The organism is Franconibacter daqui (genome assembly GCF_014644275.1).
In the GTDB taxonomy this organism is placed as follows: Bacteria; Pseudomonadota; Gammaproteobacteria; order Enterobacterales; family Enterobacteriaceae; genus Franconibacter; species Franconibacter pulveris.
Genome location: NZ_BMKJ01000004.1, coordinates 212,563 through 235,269 on the forward strand (window position 1 = coordinate 212,563; position 22,707 = coordinate 235,269).

Here is a 22,707-nt window from a genome sequence, read left to right on the forward strand (position 1 = left end):
GCTCGCCATTGAAATTCACTACACTTAACCCCATGCTAAGACGCACAGGCAAAGCGCTGGAACGCGCGCTTCATTCACCCTTTTCGACAGGACTGCGCTTATGACCAATCCGTTACTCACGCCTTTTGAACTGCCGCCTTTTTCCACGATTAAACCTGAGCATGTGGTGCCTGCCGTTACAAAGGCGCTGGAAGATTGCCGCGCGCAGGTAGAAGCCGTGGTCGCCAAAGGCGCGCCTTATACCTGGGATAACCTTTGCCAGCCGCTGGCGGAAGTGGACGACCGTCTGGGACGTATTTTCTCGCCGGTAAGCCATCTGAACTCCGTACAAAACAGCCCGGCGCTGCGCGAAGCTTACGAGCAAACCCTGCCGCTGCTCTCTGAATACAGCACCTGGGTCGGCCAGCATGAAGGGCTTTATCAGGCGTACCGCAACCTGCGCGACGGCGAGCATTATCAGACGCTCGACACCGCGCAGAAAAAAGCGGTGGATAATGCGCTGCGCGACTTTGAGCTTTCCGGCATCGGCTTGCCGAAAGAGAAGCAAAAACGTTACGGCGAAATTGCCGCGCGCCTTTCTGAGCTGGGGTCGACCTACAGCAACAACGTGCTCGACGCCACGATGGGCTGGTCAAAGCTGATTACCGACGAGGCTGAACTGGCTGGCATGCCGGAAAGCGCGCTGGCGGCGGCCAAAGCGCAGGCGGAAGCCAAAGAGCAGCAGGGCTATCTGTTGACGCTCGACATTCCAAGCTACCTGCCGGTGATGACCTACTGCGACAACCAGCCGCTGCGCGAAGAGATGTATCGCGCGTACAGCACCCGCGCGTCCGATCAGGGCCCGAACGCTGGTAAATGGGATAACAGCCCAATTATGGCGGAAATTCTCGCGCTGCGTCACGAGCTGGCGGAGCTGCTGGGCTTTGAAAACTACGCGCAAAAGTCCCTCGCCACCAAGATGGCGGAAAACCCGCAGCAGGTGCTCGATTTCTTAACCGATCTTGCTAAACGCGCCCGCCCGCAGGGCGAGAAAGAGCTGGCGCAGCTGCGCGCTTTCGCCAAAGAGAACTTTGGCGTGGACGAGTTGCAGCCGTGGGACATCGCGTACTACAGCGAAAAACAGAAGCAGCATCTCTACAGCATCAGCGATGAACAGCTGCGCCCGTACTTCCCGGAGCAGAAAGCGGTTAGCGGCCTGTTTGAAGTGGTGAAACGCATTTACGGCATCACCGCCAAAGAGCGCAAAGATATCGACGTCTGGCATCCGGACGTGCGCTTCTTCGAGCTGTATGACGAAAACAACGAACTGCGCGGCAGCTTTTATCTCGACCTCTACGCCCGCGAAAACAAACGCGGCGGCGCGTGGATGGATGATTGCGTCGGCCAGATGCGCAAAGCGGACGGTTCGCTGCAAAAACCGGTGGCTTACCTTACCTGTAACTTCAACCGCCCGGTGAACGGCAAACCAGCGCTCTTCACCCATGATGAAGTGATTACGCTGTTCCACGAGTTTGGCCATGGCCTGCACCACATGCTGACCCGCATTGAAACCCCAGGGGTGGCGGGCATCAGCGGGGTGCCGTGGGATGCCGTCGAGCTGCCGAGCCAGTTTATGGAGAACTGGTGCTGGGAGCCGGACGCGCTGGCCTTTATCTCCGGCCACTTTGAAACCGGCGAGCCGCTGCCGCAGGCGCTGCTCGACAAAATGCTGGCGGCGAAGAACTACCAGGCGGCGATGTTTATTCTGCGCCAGCTGGAGTTCGGCCTGTTCGATTTCCGCCTGCATGCCGAATTCAGCCCGGAGCAGGGCGCGAAGGTGCTGGAGACCCTCGCGGAAATCAAACAACAGGTGGCGGTGCTGCCGGGGCCGTCGTGGGGCCGTTTCCCGCACGCCTTCAGCCATATCTTCGCAGGCGGCTACGCAGCGGGTTATTACAGCTATCTGTGGGCCGACGTGCTGGCGGCGGATGCCTATTCCCGCTTCGAGGAAGAGGGGATTTTCAACCGCGAAACGGGCCAGGCGTTCCTGGATAACATCCTGACCCGCGGTGGTTCCGAAGAGCCGATGGAGCTGTTCAAACGCTTCCGCGGCCGTGAACCGCAGCTCGACGCGATGCTGGAACACTACGGCATCAAAGGCTAAAGCATCACGTGAACATTTGCTTAATGGATGAATCAGGCGCCGGAGACGGCGCCTTATCTGTTCTTGCCGCTCGCTGGAGCTTAGAACACGACGCGGAGAACCCGATGGCGCTGGTCATGACGACAACGCATCTGGAACTGCGCAAGCGCGATGAGCCAAAACTTGGCGGTATTTTTGTCGATTTCGTCTCCGGCGCGATGGCGCACCGCCGCAAGTTTGGCGGCGGGCGCGGCGAGGCGGTGGCGAAAGCCGTAGGGGTAAAGGGCGACTATTTACCGGACGTGGTGGACGCCACGGCGGGGCTGGGACGCGACGCCTTCGTGCTGGCCTCGGTGGGCTGTCGGGTGCGCATGCTTGAGCGCAACCCGGTCGTCGCAGCGCTGTTGGATGACGGTTTGCGTCGTGGTTATGAAGACCCGGAGATTGGCCCCTGGCTGCGCGAGCGGCTCACGCTTATTCACGCCTCCAGCCTGACGGCGCTGGAGCGTATTACGCCGCGCCCGCAGGTGGTTTATCTCGACCCGATGTTTCCCCATAAGCAAAAAAGCGCGCTGGTGAAAAAAGAGATGCGGGTGTTTCAGTCGCTGGTGGGGCCGGACGAAGACGCTGACGGTCTGCTGGCCCCGGCTTGCCTGCTTGCCACAAAACGCGTGGTGGTGAAGCGCCCCGACTACGCGCCGCCGCTTGCGAACGTCGCTACGCCGAACGCGGTGGTGACCAAAGGGCACCGGTTTGATATTTACTCCGGCACGCCGGCGTAAAAGCGTAATAAAACGCCCCGCGAAAGCGGGGCTTATCTTTTAGGCTCCTGATGGCGCTTACTCGTCGTCTTCGTCACGCAGCGGCACAATCAGCATGTCGATATGCACCGTGTTGATGAGCTGGCGAGCGGAGGACATCAGCTTGCTCCAGAAATCCTGGTGATGGCCGCAGACGACCAGGTCGACGTCATATTTTTTAATGGCGTCCACCAGCACCTGGCCTAAATCGCCGCTGCCGCTTAAGGTTTCGGTAATCGGGTAGCCTGCATTGGTGGAAAGCTCGGTCAGCGCGTTGTGGGTCTCCTCGGAGATGCGCTTTTGCATATCGCCCAGGTTCACGTCGATAAGGCCGGTATAGAGATCGGAGTAATTCACATCGACATGAATCAAAGAAATTTTCGCGTTGTAAGGACGCGCCATGGATACCGCTTTTTCTACCAGCACTTTGCTTTCCGGTGACAGGTCGACCGCGATAAGAATATGTTGATAAGCCATAGTGTTACTCCTTCCATAAGATGTCGATGACCAGTGGACTGAACGGCGTTTTTGCTTTGCCGCTCGCGTGCCGGCGTCCTGCGTACCACCCTTGCGGGAGCTGACTCCAGCGTAAGGACTTCAATTATAGAGGCTATTTGTACCTTATAGCGCTCTGACTTATCCGTCAATTGACCCTGGTCACCCTTATTCAAATGAAAAATAGCTCGACTGGCATTGATAAGGATTAACGTTGTGGTAAAAAAATTAACGGATCTCCTACACTATTTAATGAGCCGTTCGGGTGAATAAATGTGATCCCCGGCGGGTTTTACTGCATCCATTTACTGAAATGTCAGACTGGGTATCCGGGGCGTCCGCGCCGGATAGAGCGACCGGGGGTGGGGTATGGTCAGCACTGTTGCGCTGTTTTGGGCCTTGTGTGTGGTATGTGTTGTCAATATGGCGCGCTACTTCTCGTCGTTGCGTGCGTTGCTGGTCGTGCTGCGTGGTTGCGATCCCTTGCTTTATCAGTATGTCGACGGCGGCGGATTTTTTACCGCCCACGGTCAGCCCAGCAAGCAGATCCGCCTCGTCTGGTATATCTACTGGCAGCGCTACCTCGACCATCATGATGATGAGTTTATCCGCCGCTGCGAGCGGGTGCGCCGGCAGTTCATCCTGACCAGCGCCCTGTGCGGCCTGGTAGTGGTAAGCCTGGTGGCGCTGCTTATCTGGCACTGAGCATAAAAAAAGCGGGCCAGTTGCCTGACCCGCTTTATTTTTCTTAAGCCTGATGCTTACACAAAGCGCAGCGCTATCCAGTACAACACGCCGGAAAGCATAATCGACGCAGGCAGAGTAAAGACCCAGGCCATCAGGATGTTGGTTACGGTTTTACGCTGCAGACCGCCGCCATCCACAATCATGGTGCCCGCCACGGAAGAGGAAAGCACATGGGTGGTGGAAACCGGCATCCCGGTGTAGCTGGCGATACCGATAGAGACCGCCGCTGTCATCTGCGCGGACATGCCCTGCGCGTAGGTCATGCCTTTCTTACCGATTTTTTCGCCGATAGTGGTCGCCACGCGGCGCCAGCCGATCATCGTGCCAATACCCAGCGCCAGCGCTACGGCCATGATTATCCAGACCGGCGCATACTCGATAGTGCTAAGCATATCGCCTTTCAGCTTATTCAACAGACGCTTGTCATCCGCGCTGGTCTCCGGCAGCTTCGCGACTTTATCCGTCGTGTCGGAGATGCAGAGCATAATGCGGCGCAGTTGGCTGCGCTGGTCAACGCTCAGCTTGTCATAGTTGTCGATAGAACCCAGCATCGCTTTAGCGCGGTCCAGCGCGATAATGGCGCGGCTGGCGTCGCAGTGGAACTCTTTCGGGTTCACTGTCGAGCTTACCTGTTCCGGCGTCGGGATCAGCGGATCGACCCCTGCTACCTGGCGGACCGCTGTCGGGTGCTGCTGGAAGTAAGTTTCGACGTTGTTGACCGCATCGCGGGTACGCGTAATGTCGTAACCGGAGGCGTTCATGTTAACCACGAAACCCGCCGGCGCCACGCCAATCAGCACCAGCATGATAAGACCGATGCCTTTCTGGCCGTCATTCGCGCCGTGGGAGAAGCTCACGCCGATAGCCGAAAGGATGAGCGCGATACGCGTCCAGAATGGCGGCTTCTTCTTGCCGTCTTTCTTTTCACGCTCGGCCGGGGTCAGGTGGATACGGGCGCGTTTTTTCGTGCCGCTCCAGTAGCGACGCAGCAAAAACACCAGCCCGCCCGCAAAGACCAGGCCGACAATAGGCGAAATGATTAGCGAGCCGAAAATATTAATGACTTTCGGGATGTTCAGCGCGTCCACCACTGACGTGCCGGTCATCAACGCATTGGTGAGGCCAATGCCGATGATAGCGCCAATCAGAGTATGGGAGCTGGACGCCGGCAGGCCGAAATACCACGTGCCCAGGTTCCAGATGATGGCCGCCAGCAGCATGGAGAAGACCATCGCCAGGCCGTGCGCGGAGCCAACGTTCAGCAGCAGATCGGTGGGCAGCATATGCACGATGGCATAAGCCACGCTCAACCCGCCTAACAGCACGCCGAGGAAGTTAAAGATTGCCGCCATCGCCACCGCGAGTTGCGATCGCATAGCGCGAGTGTAGATAACCGTTGCTACTGCGTTTGCCGTATCATGGAAGCCGTTAATGGCTTCATAAAACAGTACAAATCCCAGAGCAAGTAATAACAACAGGCCAGTATGCAGATCCAGCCCGGCAAACAAATGTAGCATAGGACGTTACGCCATTTTGAGGACATGAACGCGGCGCATTATCTAAGACAACCGCGGCGCGGGCAAAGTGAAATATAGACTTTTTTAAGGATTTACGTGCGGTTGTCATTTTTATTAATAATTTTATCCTTTAAATTCAAAGATATAAATTTTGAAACAGGTGTTACGCTGGTGCGACCAGCGCCGAATATTTACAATTCGCGGCCCAGTCATTAAGAGGAAAAGGCAGTGGAACAGTTTGATGCCGTCATTATCGGGGCGGGCGCAGCGGGGCTTTTCTGTGCGGCGCAGGCCGGGCAGGCGGGCTGCCGGGTGTTAGTGCTGGATAATGGTAAAAAGCCAGGACGAAAAATTCTCATGTCAGGCGGCGGGCGCTGCAACTTCACCAACCTCTATGTCGAGCCCGCCGCCTACCTGAGCGAGAACCCGCATTTTTGTAAATCGGCGCTGGCGCGTTATACCCAGTGGGATTTTATCGAGCTGGTGGGTAAGCACGGCATCGCCTGGCATGAGAAAACCCTCGGCCAGCTTTTCTGCGATGATTCCGCTCAACAGATAGTCGACATGCTGATGGCGGAATGCGAGAAGGGGAGCGTCACGCTGCGCCTGCGCACCGAGGTGCTCAGCATTGAACGTGACGACAATGGCTATACCCTGCAGCTTAATGGCGCGGAAGTAAAAACGCCGAAGCTGGTTATCGCCACCGGCGGGCTTTCCATGCCAGGCCTTGGCGCCACGCCGTTTGGCTATAAGGTCGCGGAACAGTTTGGTTTAAACGTTTTGCCGACGCGCGCAGGCCTGGTGCCCTTTACGCTACACAAGCCCTTGCTGGAGCAGCTACAGACGCTCTCCGGCGTGGCGGTGCCCTCGGTCGTCACGGCGGAAAACGGCGTCACCTTCCGCGAAAATATTCTTTTTACCCATCGCGGGCTTTCCGGCCCGGCGGTACTGCAAATCTCCAGCTACTGGCAGCCGGGCGAATGGGTTTCGGTAAACCTGCTGCCCGATACGGATTTGTCAGCGTTTCTTAACGCGCAGCGTGAAGCGCACCCCAACCAGAGCCTGAAAAATACGCTTGCCATGTTGCTGCCAAAGCGGCTGGTGGAGTGTTTACAGGAGCTCAAACAGATCCCCGATGCAACGCTTAAGCAACTCAATGGCCGCCAGCAACAGGCGCTTGAAGAGACGCTGCAAAACTGGCGCGTACAGCCTAACGGCACAGAAGGCTACCGTACTGCGGAAGTGACGCTTGGCGGCGTGGATACCCATGCGCTCTCCTCGCGCACCATGGAAGCGCGAAACGTGCCAGGCCTCTATTTTATCGGCGAGGTGGTGGACGTGACCGGTTGGCTGGGGGGCTACAATTTCCAGTGGGCGTGGGCCAGCGCCTGGGCCTGTGCGCAGGCGCTGGCGGAAAGCCGTCGCTAAACGCGCTTCGCTTCTTCGCGCCGGTAAACGTCATCTACCGGCGCGTTTTTATTTTATGTGTTAGCCCAACAGCGAATAAATTATCCGTGCCGTCACTGGTTCTTTTTTATTAATTTAAAACCGCTACTGATTAATTTCATTGGAAGAAGCGCTTTAATTTTCGTTGCGCTTGTTGAGCTTTAATTTATATATTTTTGCTATTGACCGAAACGACAGTGATTATTTATTCACCGTTTTAGATTTATTTTTCCCTCGCCGCTACGTTTTTGTTTTTTCCTGCCTTCAGGCCTTTTGTAGCAAGGTTTACAGGCTATAAAGGTTAATTAGCGAAGCGCTGAATAATGCCTTGAAAATACCGCTTTTATGGTTGCCGGCTGCATAACCTTGCAGAAAGGGTGACGTTACCTATACTTTTCATTGATGGATTTCTGCGAGCAACTATTCATTATTAAATTATAAATGAACGTGACCGGGAGATATTTCTCCCGTCTTTTTCTTTCACCTGCGCGATATTTTTCACCCGGCGCAGATACATTTTTCCGCTTCGTTTAATAAGGCTCTGTCGGGTATCCGGCGAAAAGGGTCGGCCACCTTTAGGCGCGCCGCTTTCGCCACGCTTTCGGCTTTTTTTACGCTGCTGAACCATCCCTTACGGGTGGGTTTGGTAGGGAGGTTTTGTCTGTAATAAACAGGGGAGTAGGAACGCGTGGCGATATTCTCAACGTTCTGGCAGGCAGGTTATGAAGGGGCGGACCATATCAATCCGCAAGGTATCCCGCTCTCGCTGAATACGACGACGGGCCATCTGCTTCGCGTGCAGGAAGATTATGCCGCGCTCGCCGCCTTTTCTATCGCCACCGTGCGGGAAAGCGTGGGGTGGCGGCTTACGGAAACGCCGCAGGGTTATGATTTCACTGATGTCGCGGCCCGCATGGAGGCGGCGCGCGAGCATGGCGTGCAGGTGTGCTGGACGTTATGCCACTACGGCTGGCCTGATGGCCTGAGCCTTTTTTCCGCTGATTTTGTTTCTCGCTTCGCCCGTTTTTGCGGCGCGCTGGCGCGCTTTCTCGCCCCTTACTACGACCAGCCGCCGGTCTATTCGCCGGTTAATGAAATCTCTTTTATGAGCTGGGGGATTGAGGTGGGGGTATTTCCCTGCCCGGACCGACCGGAAAGCGGCGTTGCCGATGCGGCCAAACGCCAGCTGATCCGCGCCGCTATCGCTGCGTGCGACGCCATCTGGGAAGCGGACAGCCGCGCCCGCATTCTGCATTGCGACCCGATTATCCATGTCATCTCCCGGGATGCCGACCCGGAGGCGCAAGCCGCGGCCCGGACATGCTCTGACGCACAGTTTCAGGCATGGGATATGCTGAGCGGCCGCCTCGCGCCGGAGCTTGGCGGCGCGCCGCGCTATCTCGATATGATCGGCGCGAACTATTACCACAGCAACCAGTGGGAAGACACAACCCACTACCGCCTGCCCTGGCATTTGGGCGACAGACGGCGTAAGCCGCTCCACGAAATGCTTTACGAACTTCATCAGCGTTACCAGAGGCCGATATTGCTGGCGGAAACCAGTCATGTCGGCAGCGGGCGCAGCGCCTGGGTTCGCCATATCACCGCGCATGTGGCGCAGGCGCAGCTTTCTGGCGCCGATATTTGCGGCATCTGCCTTTACCCGATTGTAGACCGACCTATGTGGGAGGACCCCACGCACTGGACGCAAAGCGGCTTATGGGATCTCGACCTGAGCGGGCCGGACCCGACCGCTCGTCGTCTCCACGCGCCCTACGCCGCCGCGCTCCTTCAGGCGCAGCGCACGCTACGCCATTTTCAATCGTTTATTCACCCGGCGAACCGGGTCGAGGAGAAGGGTATGCATCAGAAAACACTGCTTGTATTCAGCCACTTACGCTGGGGTTTTGTTTTCCAGCGACCTCAGCACCTGTTAAGCCGTCTGGCAGAATATTACCGGGTGTATTTTATTGAGGAACCGGTGTTTGAAGCTGGCCCTGCCGGGTTATACCAGACCGCTCCCGCCCCTAACGTGACGGTTATTCAGCCCCACACGCCTGTGGAAGCGCATGGCTTTCATGACGATCAGATTGCCGTGCTGCAGCCGCTGCTGAGCGAGTTGCTGAGCGAAGGACAACAGCCGGTCGTCTGGTTCTACACGCCGATGGCGCTGCCGCTGCTGACCACGTTTAAGCCCGCCGTAGTGGTTTATGACTGCATGGATGAGCTTTCCGCGTTTCATCAGGCGCCTCGCCAACTGCAACAGCGCGAATCGGCGCTGCTTGGACGAGCCGATCTGGTCTTTACCGGCGGTTCGAGCCTCTATGAAGCCAAGAAAAACCGCCACAGCAGCGTTCACTGTTTTCCGAGCAGTGTTGATGCCGCGCACTTTGAGCAGGCGCTCGATCGCGGCAATGGGCATCCGCTCCAGCAGGCCGTGCCGGGTCCCCGGCTTGGCTATTACGGCGTAATAGACGAACGTATGGACCTGGGGCTTATCGCCGCGCTCGCCGACAGCCATCCGGAGTGGCAAATCGTGATGGTGGGACCGGTGGTCAAAATCGACCCGCAAAGCCTGCCTCAGCGCGACAATATTCACTGGTTCGGCCAGCAGACTTACGAAGCATTGCCTCATTTCCTTGCTGGCTGGGATGTCTGCCTTATGCCTTTCGCCATTAACGCGTCGACTAAATACATCAGCCCGACCAAAGTGCTGGAATATATGGCCGCGCAGTTGCCTGTGGTCAGTACCGCCATTACGGATGTGGAGCGCCATTATGCAGGCCTGGTGGCGATTGCCCGCAGCGAGGAAGAGTTTATACGCGCCTGTGAACAGGCGCTCGGCTTAACCTCTGAGGTGCGTGAAACCATGGCGCGGCAGATGGCTGACGTGGTGGCGGCCACCTCCTGGGATGACACTGCGAAGCGTATGCACTCGCTGATTGAAAATGCGCGCACTGCCGGGCAGACGCCCACGGCGCAGACGACGCCTGATGGCGAGCCGCAAACGCGGGAGAGCGCGGTGGTGCGGCTTAAAACGCTGGCGGCCGATGACGACATCATCCCCTGCCTGGTTATCGGCGCCGGGCCGACCGGGCTGAGCGCGGGTTATCACTACGGGGAAGGGGCCGTACTGTTGGAGAAAAATGCCGCGCCAGGCGGCTGGTGCCGCTCGATAACTGATAAAGGTTTCACCTTCGATTATGCCGGGCACATTATGTTTTCTGACGACGCTTATGTGCTGGAGATGTATAAACTGCTGCTCGGCAACAACCTGCACTGGCAGATGCGGGAAGCCTGGGTCTATAGCGAAGGCGTGCATACTCGCTACCCGTTCCAGGCCTCGCTGTTCGGGCTGCCGCCGGAAGTGATAAAGGAGTGTATTCTGGGGGCTATCGAAGCGCGCTATGGCGCGGCGCAAAAAAGCGGCGTAGCCGCTGTGAACGGGCCTAAGCTCGCCGAAGCCTCCGCGCAGTTCCGGGATTGCTGCGCCGACGGCGCGGTGCCGGACGGCGAAGCGTGCCGCGCGGCGAATGAAAGCGAAGGCGAAGAGAACTTCGAGCGCTTTATCCTGAAAACCTGGGGCCGGGGCATCGCCAAATATTTCGCCATTCCCTACAACAAAAAGCTCTGGACGGTGCCGCTTAGCGAGATGGAAACCTCCTGGCTCGGCGGGCGCGTGCCGCTGCCGGATCTCGGGCAGATTATCGAAGGGGCGCTCGCGCCGCTCGCCAAACCCATGGGACCCAACGCCCGCTTCGGCTATCCGCTGCGCGGCGGCTTTCAGGCGCTAATGTCAGGGTTTCTTCCGCATCTCAAGTGCAAGCTTGAAACCAATACGAAGCTTGTAAAAGTGCAGCCGCGCGAACATATCGCCGTGCTTTCCGATGGCCGCCGCTACCGCTACGAGCAGCTCATCAACACCATGCCGCTGCCGGAGCTTATCAACCTGATGGGCGACGAAGCGCCGGAGGCGGTCCAGGAGGCGGCGAAAGGGTTGCGGCACGTCTCGATACGCTGCGTCAACCTGGGTGTCGGCCGTGCGGATCTCACTGAAAAGCACTGGATCTATTACCCCGGCGAGACGATCTTCCACCGGATTTTCGTACAGGGCAACGCCAGCCCGTTTTGCAATCCGCCGGGCGGCTGCGGGTTGACGTGCGAAATAAGCTACTCGCCCGAAAAACCGCTGCCGGTGGATGGCGATGCGCTTATCGCCCGCTGCGTGGAAGAGTGTATTGCGGTGGGAATGATAACGCGGGAAGACCCGATCCTGACGGCGAATATGATTGATATCCCTTACGCTTACGTGGTTTATGACCATGCGCGCAAGGCCAACGTTTCGCTGATTCGCGAGTGGCTGCTGGGGTATGACATTCATCTGTCAGGGCGTTACAGCGAGTGGGAATATTATAATTCCGACCATGCTTTCCTGGCCGGGAAGCGGGCGGCGGAATATGTGAAAACGCGGGTGAAAACCCGCGGCACGCTGGCCTGACAATAGGTTCAGGTGTGTAAAAATAACCAACAGGCCCTGGGCCTGTTGGTTGCTTTTCAGAAGCGGTACTGAATACCGGCAGTGATCATATAGCTTTCGTTTTCAATTCCTGAAGTGTTGCTGCCATAATAATCACGCTCGCCAGTACGGTAATTGATAACTTCCATGCTGCCTTTTTCTTTTTCATATTTAGCCCAGCTTAATTCAGTAAAGACTTTTACGTTTGGCGTGACGTAATAGCCCGCATCGACAGAGGCAAAATAATAGCGTGAGTTTTTAGTATTAGAGCGGAAAGTGGTATCGCGAAGATAGTGCTCATCATTATCTTTAGCTTCAACCCAGGGGCTGAACTTAAACAGCGCGTTAAATTCAATGTCCTGATAGCGGTACATACCCGCTACGCCCATATAGGGCGCGCTAAATTTTTGCTGGTAGCCGATGCCGGTTTCACCGCGGGGAAACTCGCCTTTGTCCGTACCGTTATTGTAATTATACGTGCCGCCATACGAGGTCCAGCTATAACGAGTCTGTTGATAACCGACTACGCCGCCAAAGCGGTAGTTGGGCTGGTTAAAAATCCAACCTTTGATATTAATATCAAACTCATTGGCGTAATTAAGAGGCGTATCAGGATGGGTAGATTTATCTGTCCAGTGCGACTGGTTTTCATCCTGCCAGTCATAGTCTTCCATTTCGCCGCTGCCGGAAGCAAGGGTCGTCCAGCCACGCGCGTTAAGTGTTATATAAGACACCGGCGTCCATGAAATGTCGCCTTTAATAATCGCCGCGTTTTTTATCTTCCAGTCAAGCTGGCTGACCTTATGCCCTTCATCATAAACATATTCTTTAGATTCGCCGCCAAGCCAACCCAGACTGGTATTAAACGTAACTTCATTATTTATAGACTGCCAGTTTTGTGCAGTTGCAGGAAAACATACGATAAAAGTAGTCATCCCAAGGGGAAGGATATATTTCTTAAGCATCAATAAATTCCTTTTGATAAGCGTGGGTCAGTCCGGTTCGATTAACGAGCTTAACCTTTATATTTTGTATATCTAAAAAAAGACAGAGCATCCTCGATTTGGCGGCGGTACTATAACCAAACTAAAAAACATTAAAAATTGCGCAGGTCTACATATTTCCTTAATGCATTTTTTTATTCTTTTTGAAACTTCTTCATTGGTGGATTGTTTCACTGTAAGTGAAGCGGTTAATCATTCATGAGTGGCAGCTGCGGAAAAAAAAGATTTTATCAATCTATGCAGGGAATCAATAAACCCCTGTAAAAGTTAAAGCGGGCAATTGCCCGCTTTAACCTATTCTTTATTTTTATGCTATCCCGGCAAGCGGCTTTTCGGTCTACCGGGCCCCAGCAGAATCGCGAGTTTGGCGCCGCCGGTGGTGGTTTCCATCCAGATTTTACAGACGCTGGTGAGCGGCACGGAGAGCAGCATGCCCACCGGGCCGAGCAGCCAGCCCCAGAAAAGCAACGAGAGAAAGACCACCAGCGTCGACATGCCGAGGCGGTGTCCCATCATGCGCGGTTCCACCATATTCCCCAGCACCATATGTACCGCCAGGAAAAGCAGCCCCACCATCACGCATTCGTAAAAGCCGTTAAACAGCAGCGCCTGGATCATGGGCGGAATGGCTGAAAGCACAGAGCCGATGTTAGGAATGTAGTTAAGCAGGAAGCCGAGCACGCCCCACATCAGCGCGAACTGCACGCCAAGCAGCGTTAACCCGAGCCAGATAATGGCCCCGGTCCAGAGGCTAATGAGCGTCTTAAGCGCCAGATAATGGGTCACTCCCTTCAGCGCGCGGTGCAGCCCGGCGATATGAATCTGCGGGTTGGAAAGGGCGAAACGCAGTTTGTAGGGCAGATGGCGCACTTCAAAAAGCATAAACACGACGGTCATCACCAGCAGCACGATGCTTGCCATCGCGCCGGAAAGCTGTGTCATCAGCATGGTGGCATAGCCCATCATCTTTTCGGAATCCATTCGCTGCAGCATGCGCTCCGGCGAGAGATGCAAATGCATAAACGGCACCATCCGTTCCAGATGCATTATCTTGCGTGAGAATTCGTTCGCATATTTTGGCAACAGCGCAACGAACTCATTGAGCGAAGCGGCCAGCAGGCCGAGCAGCAGCGTGAGCACGAAAAGCATCACGATGACCACAATAGTAATGGCGAACGAGCGTTTAAAGCCCCGGCGCACAAACCACGTGACCAGCGGGTTAAGCACGATGGCGAAAAACAACGCCAGCAATAATGGAACAATAATGTCGGCGGCGGCGTGGATGCCGGCCAGAATAATGACCAGCGCCGCCAGCTTTTGCAGCATATGCAGGCCAGCCTTCTGCGTGGCCGCAACCTCGTTGCTGCTGCCCGTCTTTCTGAGCATGGTGAAGTCCTTTTAAGTAGTCGCCCGTACTGTGTGGTTGTTTACAGTGTAGCCCTTTGCAGAAAGCGCGCCGGAGTAGAGCGTTCTGAAAGTGAAGGCTGATTTTCCGGGGTCGACATGTTTATACTGGCGCACTGTTGTTAATTTCCGGTGATTTCCATGCCCGACCGCGCCGCTGAACCGGCTATTAGCGGATTACGCCTTAATCTGCGCATCGTATCTGTTGTTATCTTTAACTTCGCCAGCTTCTTAACCATCGGCCTGCCGCTTGCGGTGCTGCCCGGCTATGTGCACGACGTGATGGGCTTTAGCGCCTTCTGGGCGGGGCTGGTCATCAGCCTGCAATACTTCGCCACTCTGTTAAGCCGCCCGCACGCCGGACGCGCCGCCGATACGCTCGGGCCAAAGCACGTCGTGATCCTTGGCCTGTGCGGCTGTTTCTTAAGCGGGCTTTGTTACTGGCTGGCGGCAGAAACGCAAGCCTGGCCACTTGCGAGCCTGGCGCTGCTCTGCCTTGGACGACTTATTCTTGGCGTAGGGCAGAGTCTTGCGGGAACCGGGGCGACGCTCTGGGGCGTGGGCGTTGTGGGTTCGGTGCATATCGGTAAAGTGATTTCGTGGAACGGCGTAGTGACTTACGGGGCGATGGCGGTTGGCGCGCCGCTGGGGGCGCTGTGCTACGCGTGGGGCGGGCTGCGGTTGCTGGCGGGCGTGATTATGGGCGTATCGCTGCTGGCGGCGCTGCTGGCGCTGCCAAGACCGAAGGTGACGGCCAGCAAGGGCAAACCGCTGCCGTTTCGCGCGGTGCTGGGGCGCGTCTGGCCCTATGGCATGGCGCTGGCGCTCTCTTCGACCGGCTTTGGCGTTATCGCCACCTTTATCACACTCTTTTATCAGGCCAAAGGCTGGGATGGCGCGGCTTTCGCGCTGACGCTCTTCAGCGCCGCGTTCGTCGGCGGGCGCCTGCTGTTCCCCAACGGCATTAACCGTCTCGGCGGGCTGAACGTGGCGATGATCTGCTTTGCTGTAGAAGCACTGGGGCTGCTGTTGGTGGGGCTCGCCGTTACGCCGCTGATGGCGAAGATGGGCACGCTGCTCGCAGGCGGCGGGTTCTCTCTGGTCTTCCCGGCGCTTGGCGTGGTGGCGGTGAAAGCGGTGCCGCAGCATAACCAGGGTAGCGCGCTGGCGACCTACACGGTGTTTATGGACTTATCGCTCGGTATGACCGGGCCGCTGGCGGGCGTGATGATGGCTTACGCGGGCGTGCCGATGATTTATCTGGCGTCGGCGGCGCTGGTGCTGGCAGCGATGGGGTTGGCGTGGCGGCTAAAAAAACGGCCTCTGACGCAGGCGCCAGAGGCCGGTGAAACGCGGCAGTGATTACTTCAACACGATGGTGTTGATGATATTTTCCGCCGCGCTCTGCGCCTGCTGCTGATTGTCGGCAGGCAGGGTGATTTGCATGGTCAGCAGTTTGTTATCCACATGGCCCAGCACAACAGACGAGTAGGCGGTCTGGCCTTTGGCGGAGATAATGCTGTCAAGCTGCTGCAGCTTCTGGCCTTTGATCTCAACGGCTTTGTTGGTGACCACTTGCAGGTTCGGATCGCGGCTGCGCTGCTGGTCTTCCAGCCGTTTAGCCAGCACATCGAGCGGCTCCTGGGTGTTGTCGCCAAGAATGACGATAACCGCTTTCTCGCCGGTGGTGTCCGAGTAAACGTGCATGTTGTTCGCCTGGGTGCCGAGTTTGCCGCTCTGGTCGGACATATCCGCTGGCAGGGAGAAGCTCAGCTTGCCATCCAGCAGGCTTACCGGCTGACCGCTGGCGGCGCTGCTTTCGGCCGCGTTGCCGGCAGCAGGCGCTTTGCTGTCGTTGTTGTCACAGGCCGCCAGCCCCATTACCAGCAGGCCAATACCGACATATTTTACCAGGTTGCGCATTGACTTATTCCTTTACATAAACGGTCATAACGACCCATCCCTGCATCTTAACACAAGAAATTCCGCGAACGTTTAACCGTGCTGCAACGCGGAGAAATCGGATTTATCTGCCAGTTTTTTCAACAGCATATTCAGCAGCACGCCATACATCGGCAGGAAGAAAATAATGCTGATAAGCACCTTAAAGCAGTAGTCCACCGCAGCGATTTCCATCCAGTGCTCGGCCATGAACGGATCGGGGCTTCGCCAGAAGGCGATAAAGAAGAACGACAGCGTGTCGCTGATATTGCCAAGCAGCAGGGAGGCACCAGGCGCAAGCCACCACTGGCGGCTCTGGCGCAGACGGTTAAAGACATGCACATCCAGAATCTGCCCAAGGGCGTAAGCCATAAAGCTCGCCGTGGCGATACGGGCAACGAACAGGTTAAAGTGCGCAAGCGCGCCGAACCCTTGCCAGCTTCCCATGTAGAAAAGCGACGAGACCACGTAAGAAATCAGCAGCGCCGGCACCATTACCGCGAAAATAATGCGGCGAGCCAGCGGCGCGCCAAAAATGCGCACGGTCAGGTCGGTTGCCAGAAAAATAAACGGGAAGCTGAACGCGCCCCAGGTGGTGTGAAAACCGAAAATGGAAACCGGCAGTTGCACCAGGTAGTTACTGGACGTGATAACCAGCAAATGAAACAGCGAAAGCCAGACGAGCGCACGGCGGCGCTGGCTTGAAGTAAAGGACGTCATATTGTGACCTTTTTGTTAGTTGGGGTGAGGGAACCCAGTTCATTCTTGCTTGAGGGCAGACGCGGCGCGTTTGCGCAAAAGCCGCCGCATAATACTGCTTTACGTCGTCAATGCAATGGTTAATTTTAACGCAATCGTTAAGCTCGCTTGCGCCTCTGCCTTCTGCGCGTAAACTAAGGCGGTTTTTGACTGATCCGAGAATAAAATGACCGACCTGTTCGCCAATCCCGACCATACGCTGGACGCCCAGGGGCTGCGTTGCCCGGAACCGGTAATGATGGTGCGTAAAACCGTTCGCCATATGCAGACAGGCGAGACGCTGCTCATTATTGCCGATGACCCGGCCACTACCCGTGATATACCGGGCTTTTGCCGTTTTATGGAACATGAATTGCTCGCCCAGCAGACGGAAACGCTGCCCTATCGCTATATCTTGCGCAAAGGGCACTGATAATGCGTGGGCAGTCCCGATTAAGCGGCTGCCCTGAACCTTCGTCACATTCTTTTTAAAACCTTGTTTCAAAGCTTTCACTTTTGTGAGGCGCTTCACCTCCGTTTTACCAGGCTTAAGCTAGTTTTAAGCGGCAAATCAAAACAGCGTTTTATATCTTGCCTCTTACTCTGCTGGAGCTGACCCGATGAAAAAGACCTTATTAACAGGCCTGGCTGGCCTGTGCCTGTCCACCGCGTCACTGATGTTTGCGACCGCCGCGTCGGCGCAGGTGATCAAAGCTGCCGATGTGCATCCGCAAGGGTACCCGAATGTCGTCGCCGTCCAGCATATGGGCGATAAACTCAAACAGCAGACTAACGGCGAGCTGGAGATTAAAGTGTTTCCGGGCGGCGTGCTGGGCGATGAAAAACAGATGATTGAACAGGCGCAGATGGGCGCCATCGACATGATTCGCGTCTCGATGGCGCCTGTCGCCGCCATCCTGCCGGAAATCGAAGTCTTCACGCTGCCTTACGTTTTCCGCGATGAAGACCATATGCACAAGATTATCGACGGCGACATCGGCAAGCAGATTGGCGATAAACTCACCAGCAATCCGAAATCTCGTCTGGTTTTCCTGGGCTGGATGGATTCCGGCACCCGCAACCTCATTACCAAAAACGCAGTGGCGAAGCCGGAAGACCTGAACGGGATGAAAATCCGCGTACAGGGCAGCCCGGTGGCGCTCGCCACGCTGAAAGACATGGGCGCGAGCGCGGTCGCGATGGGGGTGAGCGAGGTTTACAGCGGCCTGCAAACCGGCGTGATTGACGGCGCAGAGAACAACCCGCCGACTTATATCGCCCACAACTACCTGCCGGTCGCTAAAAACTACACCCTGAGCGGCCACTTTATCATTCCGGAAATGCTGCTTTATTCCAAAGCGAAGTGGGACAAGCTCAAGCCTGAACAGCAGCAAACCATCCTGAAGCTCGCCCGCGAAGCGCAAATGGAGCAGCGCGAGCTGTGGAATGCCTATAACAAGCAGGCCCTCGACAAGATGAAAGCGGGCGGCGTGCAGTTCCACGACATCGACAAAGCCTGGTTTGTGAAGGCCACTGAGCCTGTGCGCCAGCAGTATGGTGAAAAGCATCAGGATCTGATGAAAGCGATAGCGGACGTTCAGTAATTCCCTGCGCCGGACAACCGGCGCTGCACCTTTTCCCGGAGGCGTTATGTCCCGCTTTTACTTATCCTGTATGGACAAGCTTTACCTGTTCGCCATGGCCGTCGCCGGGCTGGCGCTGGTGGTGATGACCGTTATTATCCCGATTAACGTTTTCTCCCGCTATGTTCTCAATCGGGCGGAGTCCTGGCCGGAGCCGGTCGCCATTATCTGCATGGTGACGTTCACCTTTATTGGCGCAGCCGTGGGGTATCGCGCCGGGTCGCACATCGCCGTGAACATGCTGACCGACCGTCTGCCGCCGTTCTGGCAGGGCCTGCTGGCGCGCGTTGTGGACGTGCTGATGCTGGTCATCTCGCTGGTAATGTTTTACTACAGCTACTTTCTTTGCCTCGAACTGTGGGAGCAGCCTGTCGCGGAGTTCCCTGTCGTCACCTCCGGGGAAACTTACCTGCCGCTGCCTGTCGGCGCGGCGATCTTAATCCTGTTCGTCATTGAACGCCTGCTGTTCGGTTCCCAGGAGAACCGCCCAGTAGTGCTGATTGGCAACCACAGCTGACGGGGTGACATACCAATGGACGCATTCATTTTACTGGCCACCCTCGCGGTGTTGCTGGCGGTGGGCATGCCGGTGGCTTTCGCCGTAGGGTTAAGCGCTGTGGCGGGCGCGTTATGGATCGAGCTGCCGCTGGAAGCGCTGATGATTCAAATCACCAGCGGGGTGAATAAGTTCACGCTGCTGGCTATTCCGTTCTTTATCCTCGCGGGCGCCATTATGGCGGAAGGGGGCATTGCGCGCCGTCTGGTGAACTTCGCCTACCTGTTTGTCGGATTTGTGCGCGGCGGCCTGTCACTGGTGAACATTGTCGCTTCCACCTTTTTCGGCGCCATTTCCGGCTCGTCGGTTGCGGATACGGCCTCTATCGGCAGTGTGATGATCCCGGAGATGGAAAAAAAGGGCTACCCGCGCGACTACGCGGCGGCGGTGACAGCGAGCGGTTCGGTGCAGGCTATCCTCATTCCGCCAAGCCATAACTCGGTGCTTTATTCACTGGCGGCGGGCGGCACGGTCTCCATCGCCACGCTGTTTATCGCCGGCGTCTTGCCGGGATTGCTGCTCGGGATGTGTCTGGTTGTGCTCTGTCTGGCCTTTGCCCGCAAGCGCGGCTACCCGAAAGGCGAGCGCATTCCGATGAAACAGGCGCTGAAAATTTTTGTCGACGCGCTCTGGGGGCTGATGACGGTGGTGATTATCCTGGGCGGCATTCTGACGGGGGTATTTACCGCGACGGAATCGGCGGCGGTCGCCTGCGTCTGGGCCTTCTTCGTCACAATGTTTATTTACCGCGACTACAAATGGAATGAGCTGCCGAAACTGCTTTGCCGTACGGTAAAAACCGTCACTATCGTCATGATCCTGATAGGCTTCGCGGCGGCGTTTGGCGCGGTAATGACCTACATGCAGCTGCCGACGCGCATCACCGAGTTTTTTACGTCGCTCTCGGATAACAAGTACGTCATTCTGATGTATCTCAACGTCATGCTGCTGCTTATCGGCACGCTGATGGATATGGCGCCGATTATCCTTATCCTCACGCCCGTATTGCTGCCGGTGACCAATACGCTTGGCATCGATCCGGTGCATTTCGGCATGATCATGATGGTGAACCTCGGGATCGGCCTGATTACCCCGCCGGTGGGCTCGGTGCTGTTTGTGGCAAGCGCAGTCAGCAAGCAGAAGATTGAGGCGGTGGTGCGCTCTATGCTGCCCTTTTACGCCGTGCTGCTGATTGTACTGGCGATGGTGACTTACATTCCGGCGATATCGCTCTGGCTGCCGGGAATGTTGGGGATGATGTAAGAGGTTGGTTAACGTTGCGCTTAGCCGCCCTGGATACGCTGTTCGGGCGGCGGAAGAGCCTGTTTGCTGAAGCGCGGGCTTTCCATGACGCGCTCCCTCACGCGAAGAGGTTACGGGGGCGCGCCGCCCCCTTAATCATCCTGATTTGCGGCAAAAGGGCCGCCGCCATAAACAACCGCCGCATCGACGGTGGTTGTTTTGTCGTATGGGTAAGCGCAGCGCCACCCCATTTTACCTGTATACCCCTCACCGCCCTTTACGCAGCAGCCGCAGGGCGTTGGCGGTTACCAGCACCGTGGCGCCCGTATCCGCCAGCACCGCCAGCCACAGGCCGGTCATGCCGAGCAGCGTGGTGACCAGGAAAATGCCCTTTAACCCCAGCGCGATAGCGACATTCTGCCGGATGTTGCGGTGAGTCGCGCGAGCGAGTTTTATCATCGACGGCAATTCCGTCAGGCGGCTGTGGGTCAGCGCCGCATCGGCGGTTTCCAGCGCCACGTCGGTGCCGTTGCCCATGGCGATGCCAATGGCGGAAGCCTTCATGGCGGGCGCGTCGTTAATGCCGTCGCCCACCATCGCCAGCGGCGCGCGGCGGTTAAGCTCGTTAATGGCCGCGACTTTATCGCCAGGCAGCAGGTTTGCGCGATAATCCATGCCTGCTTCACCGGCGATGGCTGCCGCAGCGCGCGGATTATCCCCGGTCAGCATTACGCTCTGAATGCCCAGCGCGCGAAGGCGTTCTACCGCCTCGCGAGCGTCCGGGCGAAGCGTGTCGCGCAGCGCCAGCGTGCCGAGCAGTTCGCCTTCACATTCTACAAGCACCACGGTCTGCCCCTGCGCCTCTTGCTCGCGGATCCGCTGTCGCCAGCGGTCCGGTATCTCCATCTGCGTTTTATCCGGCGCGCTAAGGCGCACGACGCGTCCTTCCACTTCGGCTTCCACGCCCACGCCCGCCAGCGTACGCTGCGCCCGGGTTCGCAACGGCGCCACGTTACGCTGGGCCGCCTCATGAATGATGGCCTGCGCCAGCGGGTGCGTGCTGCCCTGTTCAACGGCGGCGGCAAAAGCCAGCAAGGCGGCCTCTTCCAGGCCTCGCTCAGCGGTTATCGCCGTGACGTGCGGCTTGCCGGCGGTCAGCGTGCCGGTTTTATCAAACGCTATCTGTCGCACGCGGCCTAACATCTCCAGCGCCGCGCCCCCTTTTATCAGCACGCCGCGCCGCGAAGCGGCGGCAAGGCCCGACGTGATAGCCGCAGGCGTGGAGATAACCAGCGCGCAGGGGCAGCCAATCAGCAGCAGTGCCAGCCCTTTATAAATCCACTCCTGCCAGGCGGCGGCGAAAAAGAGCGGAGGGATAACCATGACCAGCAGCGCCAGCAGCATGATCGCAGGCGTATAGAGGCGGCTGAAGCGGTCAATGAAACGCTCGATGGGCGCGCGGCGCTCTTCCGCTTCTTCAATCAGCCGAAGAATGCGGTCTATAGCGCTGTCGCCCGGTTCGCTCACCACCTCAAGCTGCACCAGCCGGTCCACGCTGGTGGCGCCCGCCGCCACTTTTTCCCCCTGCTGACGTTCAACGGGCAGCGACTCACCCGTCAGAGCGCTTTCATCAAAGCTTGCGAAAGGAGAAAGCAGCCTGCCATCCGCGGGCAAACGTCCGCCCGCCGCCACCTCTATCACATCGCCGGGACGCAGCGTTTCCAGCGCCACGCTTTCACGCTGGCCGTTGTGCAGACGAACGGCGGTCTCCGGGCGCAGCGCCACCAGCGCGCTGACGCCTTTTCGCGCGCGCTTCGCCGCCCAGCCTTCCAGCTGCTCGCCAATAAGAAACAGCAGCAGCACCATCGCCGCTTCAGCGGTCGCGCCGATAATTAAGGCGCCCGTCGCCGCCACGCTCATCAGCGTCTCTATGGCAAACCAACTGCCGCTGCGCATCAGCCGGAACGCCTGCCGCGCCACGGGCCACAGGCCGACCAGCGTGGTCGCCACAAAAGCCAGCTTGCCGTAAGGGTGATTGACATGCTCAAGCCCCCAGCTGATAAGCATCAGCGAGAGGAGGGTAATAATGGGCAGGTAATCGCGCCAGCTGGCAGTGTCGGCCACCGGCGCGCGGGCGTCGCGTAGCGTATAGCCTGCGGCGTTGACGGCGCGCGCTATCGCTTCACGGGCCTCATCCGGCGCGTCCACCAGCAGTTTTTCGGTAGCGAACGCGACCTGCACCTGGCGTACGCCGGGAACCTGACGCACGGCATTCTCTACCTTGCGCGCGCAGGCGGCGCAGTCCATCCCCTCCACGCGCCAGCTCAGGCGAGCGGCGATATCCGGCGTCGCTTCCGGCGCATCCGCTGCACACGTACCGCCCGGGCAGCAGGGCTTCGCTTCAGGCAATGGATTAAGTTTCATCTTCTCGAATTGCGGTGTTTTAACGGGGCCAGGAGAAGAAGAGGGCATGGCATCCTCCGGTAACGATAATTTTCTCATTACCGGAGGATACACTCTGGAGTCGACTCCAGAG

At 57.3% G+C, this 22,707-nt stretch carries 17 protein-coding genes; 10 read left to right on the plus strand and 7 right to left on the minus strand.

Annotated features, from left to right (window positions below; translation table 11 throughout):
* The first annotated feature begins 100 nt into the window (after nucleotides 1-100).
* Together prlC and rsmJ are read left to right on the plus strand one after the other, a co-directional pair.
* Nucleotides 101-2,143, plus strand: a complete 2,043-nt coding sequence (prlC, locus tag IEX01_RS14950; RefSeq protein WP_188724106.1) for an oligopeptidase A — start codon at nucleotides 101-103, stop codon at nucleotides 2,141-2,143.
* An 8-nt stretch (nucleotides 2,144-2,151) separates the two neighbouring features.
* On the plus strand, nucleotides 2,152-2,904 hold the full coding sequence (gene rsmJ / locus IEX01_RS14955; protein WP_188724107.1) for a 16S rRNA (guanine(1516)-N(2))-methyltransferase RsmJ: 753 nt from the start codon (nucleotides 2,152-2,154) through the stop codon (nucleotides 2,902-2,904).
* A 57-nt stretch (nucleotides 2,905-2,961) separates the two neighbouring features.
* Here the strand turns inward: rsmJ and uspA are convergent, their stop codons facing one another.
* Nucleotides 2,962-3,399 (minus strand): universal stress protein UspA, encoded by a 438-nt coding sequence (uspA, locus tag IEX01_RS14960; protein WP_024556186.1) that lies wholly within the window; start codon nucleotides 3,397-3,399, stop codon nucleotides 2,962-2,964.
* Between the two features lie 387 nt (nucleotides 3,400-3,786).
* Between uspA and uspB the strand changes: the two genes are divergently transcribed.
* Complete coding sequence (gene uspB, locus IEX01_RS14965; RefSeq protein ID WP_024553139.1) at nucleotides 3,787-4,122, plus strand: universal stress protein UspB; 336 nt, start codon at nucleotides 3,787-3,789, stop codon at nucleotides 4,120-4,122.
* A 56-nt stretch (nucleotides 4,123-4,178) separates the two neighbouring features.
* Here uspB and pitA read toward each other — a convergent pair whose 3' ends face one another.
* Nucleotides 4,179-5,681 (minus strand): inorganic phosphate transporter PitA, encoded by a 1,503-nt coding sequence (gene pitA / locus IEX01_RS14970; RefSeq protein WP_024556187.1) that lies wholly within the window; start codon nucleotides 5,679-5,681, stop codon nucleotides 4,179-4,181.
* Nucleotides 5,682-5,909: 228 nt separating this feature from the next.
* Here pitA and IEX01_RS14975 point away from each other — a divergent pair, with 228 nt between their 5' ends.
* Both IEX01_RS14975 and IEX01_RS14980 read left to right on the plus strand, forming a co-directional pair.
* Complete coding sequence (locus tag IEX01_RS14975) at nucleotides 5,910-7,109, plus strand: BaiN/RdsA family NAD(P)/FAD-dependent oxidoreductase (RefSeq protein WP_028019743.1); 1,200 nt, start codon at nucleotides 5,910-5,912, stop codon at nucleotides 7,107-7,109.
* 706 nt (nucleotides 7,110-7,815) lie between these two features.
* Nucleotides 7,816-11,625: an NAD(P)-binding protein gene (locus tag IEX01_RS14980; protein WP_188724108.1), complete on the plus strand. Its 3,810-nt coding sequence runs from the start codon at nucleotides 7,816-7,818 to the stop codon at nucleotides 11,623-11,625.
* 56 nt (nucleotides 11,626-11,681) lie between these two features.
* On the opposite strand, the gene IEX01_RS14985 is transcribed toward IEX01_RS14980, so the two are convergent.
* Entirely contained in the window at nucleotides 11,682-12,608 is a 927-nt protein-coding gene (locus IEX01_RS14985) for an omptin family outer membrane protease (protein ID WP_188724109.1), read from the minus strand.
* A 351-nt stretch (nucleotides 12,609-12,959) separates the two neighbouring features.
* Nucleotides 12,960-14,033: an AI-2E family transporter gene (locus tag IEX01_RS14990; RefSeq protein WP_125454283.1), complete on the minus strand. Its 1,074-nt coding sequence runs from the start codon at nucleotides 14,031-14,033 to the stop codon at nucleotides 12,960-12,962.
* 159 nt (nucleotides 14,034-14,192) lie between these two features.
* On the opposite strand from IEX01_RS14990, the gene IEX01_RS14995 reads away from it, so the two are divergent.
* A complete protein-coding gene (locus tag IEX01_RS14995) occupies nucleotides 14,193-15,413 on the plus strand; it encodes an MFS transporter (RefSeq protein ID WP_048888768.1) in 1,221 nt (406 codons plus the stop codon).
* On the opposite strand, the gene IEX01_RS15000 is transcribed toward IEX01_RS14995, so the two are convergent.
* Both IEX01_RS15000 and IEX01_RS15005 read right to left on the minus strand, forming a co-directional pair.
* A complete protein-coding gene (locus tag IEX01_RS15000; protein WP_024557078.1) occupies nucleotides 15,414-15,974 on the minus strand; it encodes a DcrB family lipoprotein in 561 nt (186 codons plus the stop codon). It abuts the gene before it with no gap.
* A gap of 72 nt (nucleotides 15,975-16,046) precedes the next feature.
* Entirely contained in the window at nucleotides 16,047-16,712 is a 666-nt protein-coding gene (locus IEX01_RS15005; RefSeq protein ID WP_024557077.1) for a 7-cyano-7-deazaguanine/7-aminomethyl-7-deazaguanine transporter, read from the minus strand.
* Nucleotides 16,713-16,917: 205 nt separating this feature from the next.
* On the opposite strand from IEX01_RS15005, the gene tusA reads away from it, so the two are divergent.
* From tusA to IEX01_RS15025, 4 genes are all read left to right on the plus strand, one after another.
* Nucleotides 16,918-17,163: a sulfurtransferase TusA gene (gene tusA / locus IEX01_RS15010; RefSeq protein WP_048888769.1), complete on the plus strand. Its 246-nt coding sequence runs from the start codon at nucleotides 16,918-16,920 to the stop codon at nucleotides 17,161-17,163.
* Between the two features lie 187 nt (nucleotides 17,164-17,350).
* Nucleotides 17,351-18,334, plus strand: coding sequence for a TRAP transporter substrate-binding protein (locus IEX01_RS15015; RefSeq protein ID WP_024557075.1), 984 nt, complete (start codon nucleotides 17,351-17,353; stop codon nucleotides 18,332-18,334).
* 46 nt (nucleotides 18,335-18,380) lie between these two features.
* Entirely contained in the window at nucleotides 18,381-18,890 is a 510-nt protein-coding gene (locus tag IEX01_RS15020) for a TRAP transporter small permease (protein WP_024557074.1), read from the plus strand.
* Between the two features lie 15 nt (nucleotides 18,891-18,905).
* Nucleotides 18,906-20,192 (plus strand): TRAP transporter large permease, encoded by a 1,287-nt coding sequence (locus IEX01_RS15025; protein WP_188724110.1) that lies wholly within the window; start codon nucleotides 18,906-18,908, stop codon nucleotides 20,190-20,192.
* A 246-nt stretch (nucleotides 20,193-20,438) separates the two neighbouring features.
* On the opposite strand, the gene zntA is transcribed toward IEX01_RS15025, so the two are convergent.
* Nucleotides 20,439-22,673, minus strand: a complete 2,235-nt coding sequence (gene zntA / locus IEX01_RS15030; protein WP_373289690.1) for a Zn(II)/Cd(II)/Pb(II) translocating P-type ATPase ZntA — start codon at nucleotides 22,671-22,673, stop codon at nucleotides 20,439-20,441.
* Nucleotides 22,674-22,707 lie beyond the last annotated feature (34 nt).

What these genes read in the sequence shown, in the direction of transcription:
- prlC (WP_188724106.1), top strand. Translation starts at nt 101, where the DNA reads ATGACCAATCCGTTACTCACGCCTTTTGAACTGCCGCCTTTTTCCACG.
- uspA (WP_024556186.1), bottom strand. Translation starts at nt 3,399, where the DNA reads ATGGCTTATCAACATATTCTTATCGCGGTCGACCTGTCACCGGAAAGC.
- uspB (WP_024553139.1), top strand. Translation starts at nt 3,787, where the DNA reads ATGGTCAGCACTGTTGCGCTGTTTTGGGCCTTGTGTGTGGTATGTGTT.
- pitA (WP_024556187.1), bottom strand. Translation starts at nt 5,681, where the DNA reads ATGCTACATTTGTTTGCCGGGCTGGATCTGCATACTGGCCTGTTGTTA.
- IEX01_RS14985 (WP_188724109.1), bottom strand. Translation starts at nt 12,608, where the DNA reads ATGCTTAAGAAATATATCCTTCCCCTTGGGATGACTACTTTTATCGTA.
- IEX01_RS14990 (WP_125454283.1), bottom strand. Translation starts at nt 14,033, where the DNA reads ATGCTCAGAAAGACGGGCAGCAGCAACGAGGTTGCGGCCACGCAGAAG.
- IEX01_RS14995 (WP_048888768.1), top strand. Translation starts at nt 14,193, where the DNA reads ATGCCCGACCGCGCCGCTGAACCGGCTATTAGCGGATTACGCCTTAAT.
- IEX01_RS15000 (WP_024557078.1), bottom strand. Translation starts at nt 15,974, where the DNA reads ATGCGCAACCTGGTAAAATATGTCGGTATTGGCCTGCTGGTAATGGGG.
- IEX01_RS15005 (WP_024557077.1), bottom strand. Translation starts at nt 16,712, where the DNA reads ATGACGTCCTTTACTTCAAGCCAGCGCCGCCGTGCGCTCGTCTGGCTT.
- tusA (WP_048888769.1), top strand. Translation starts at nt 16,918, where the DNA reads ATGACCGACCTGTTCGCCAATCCCGACCATACGCTGGACGCCCAGGGG.
- IEX01_RS15015 (WP_024557075.1), top strand. Translation starts at nt 17,351, where the DNA reads ATGAAAAAGACCTTATTAACAGGCCTGGCTGGCCTGTGCCTGTCCACC.
- IEX01_RS15020 (WP_024557074.1), top strand. Translation starts at nt 18,381, where the DNA reads ATGTCCCGCTTTTACTTATCCTGTATGGACAAGCTTTACCTGTTCGCC.
- IEX01_RS15025 (WP_188724110.1), top strand. Translation starts at nt 18,906, where the DNA reads ATGGACGCATTCATTTTACTGGCCACCCTCGCGGTGTTGCTGGCGGTG.
- zntA (WP_373289690.1), bottom strand. Translation starts at nt 22,673, where the DNA reads ATGAGAAAATTATCGTTACCGGAGGATGCCATGCCCTCTTCTTCTCCT.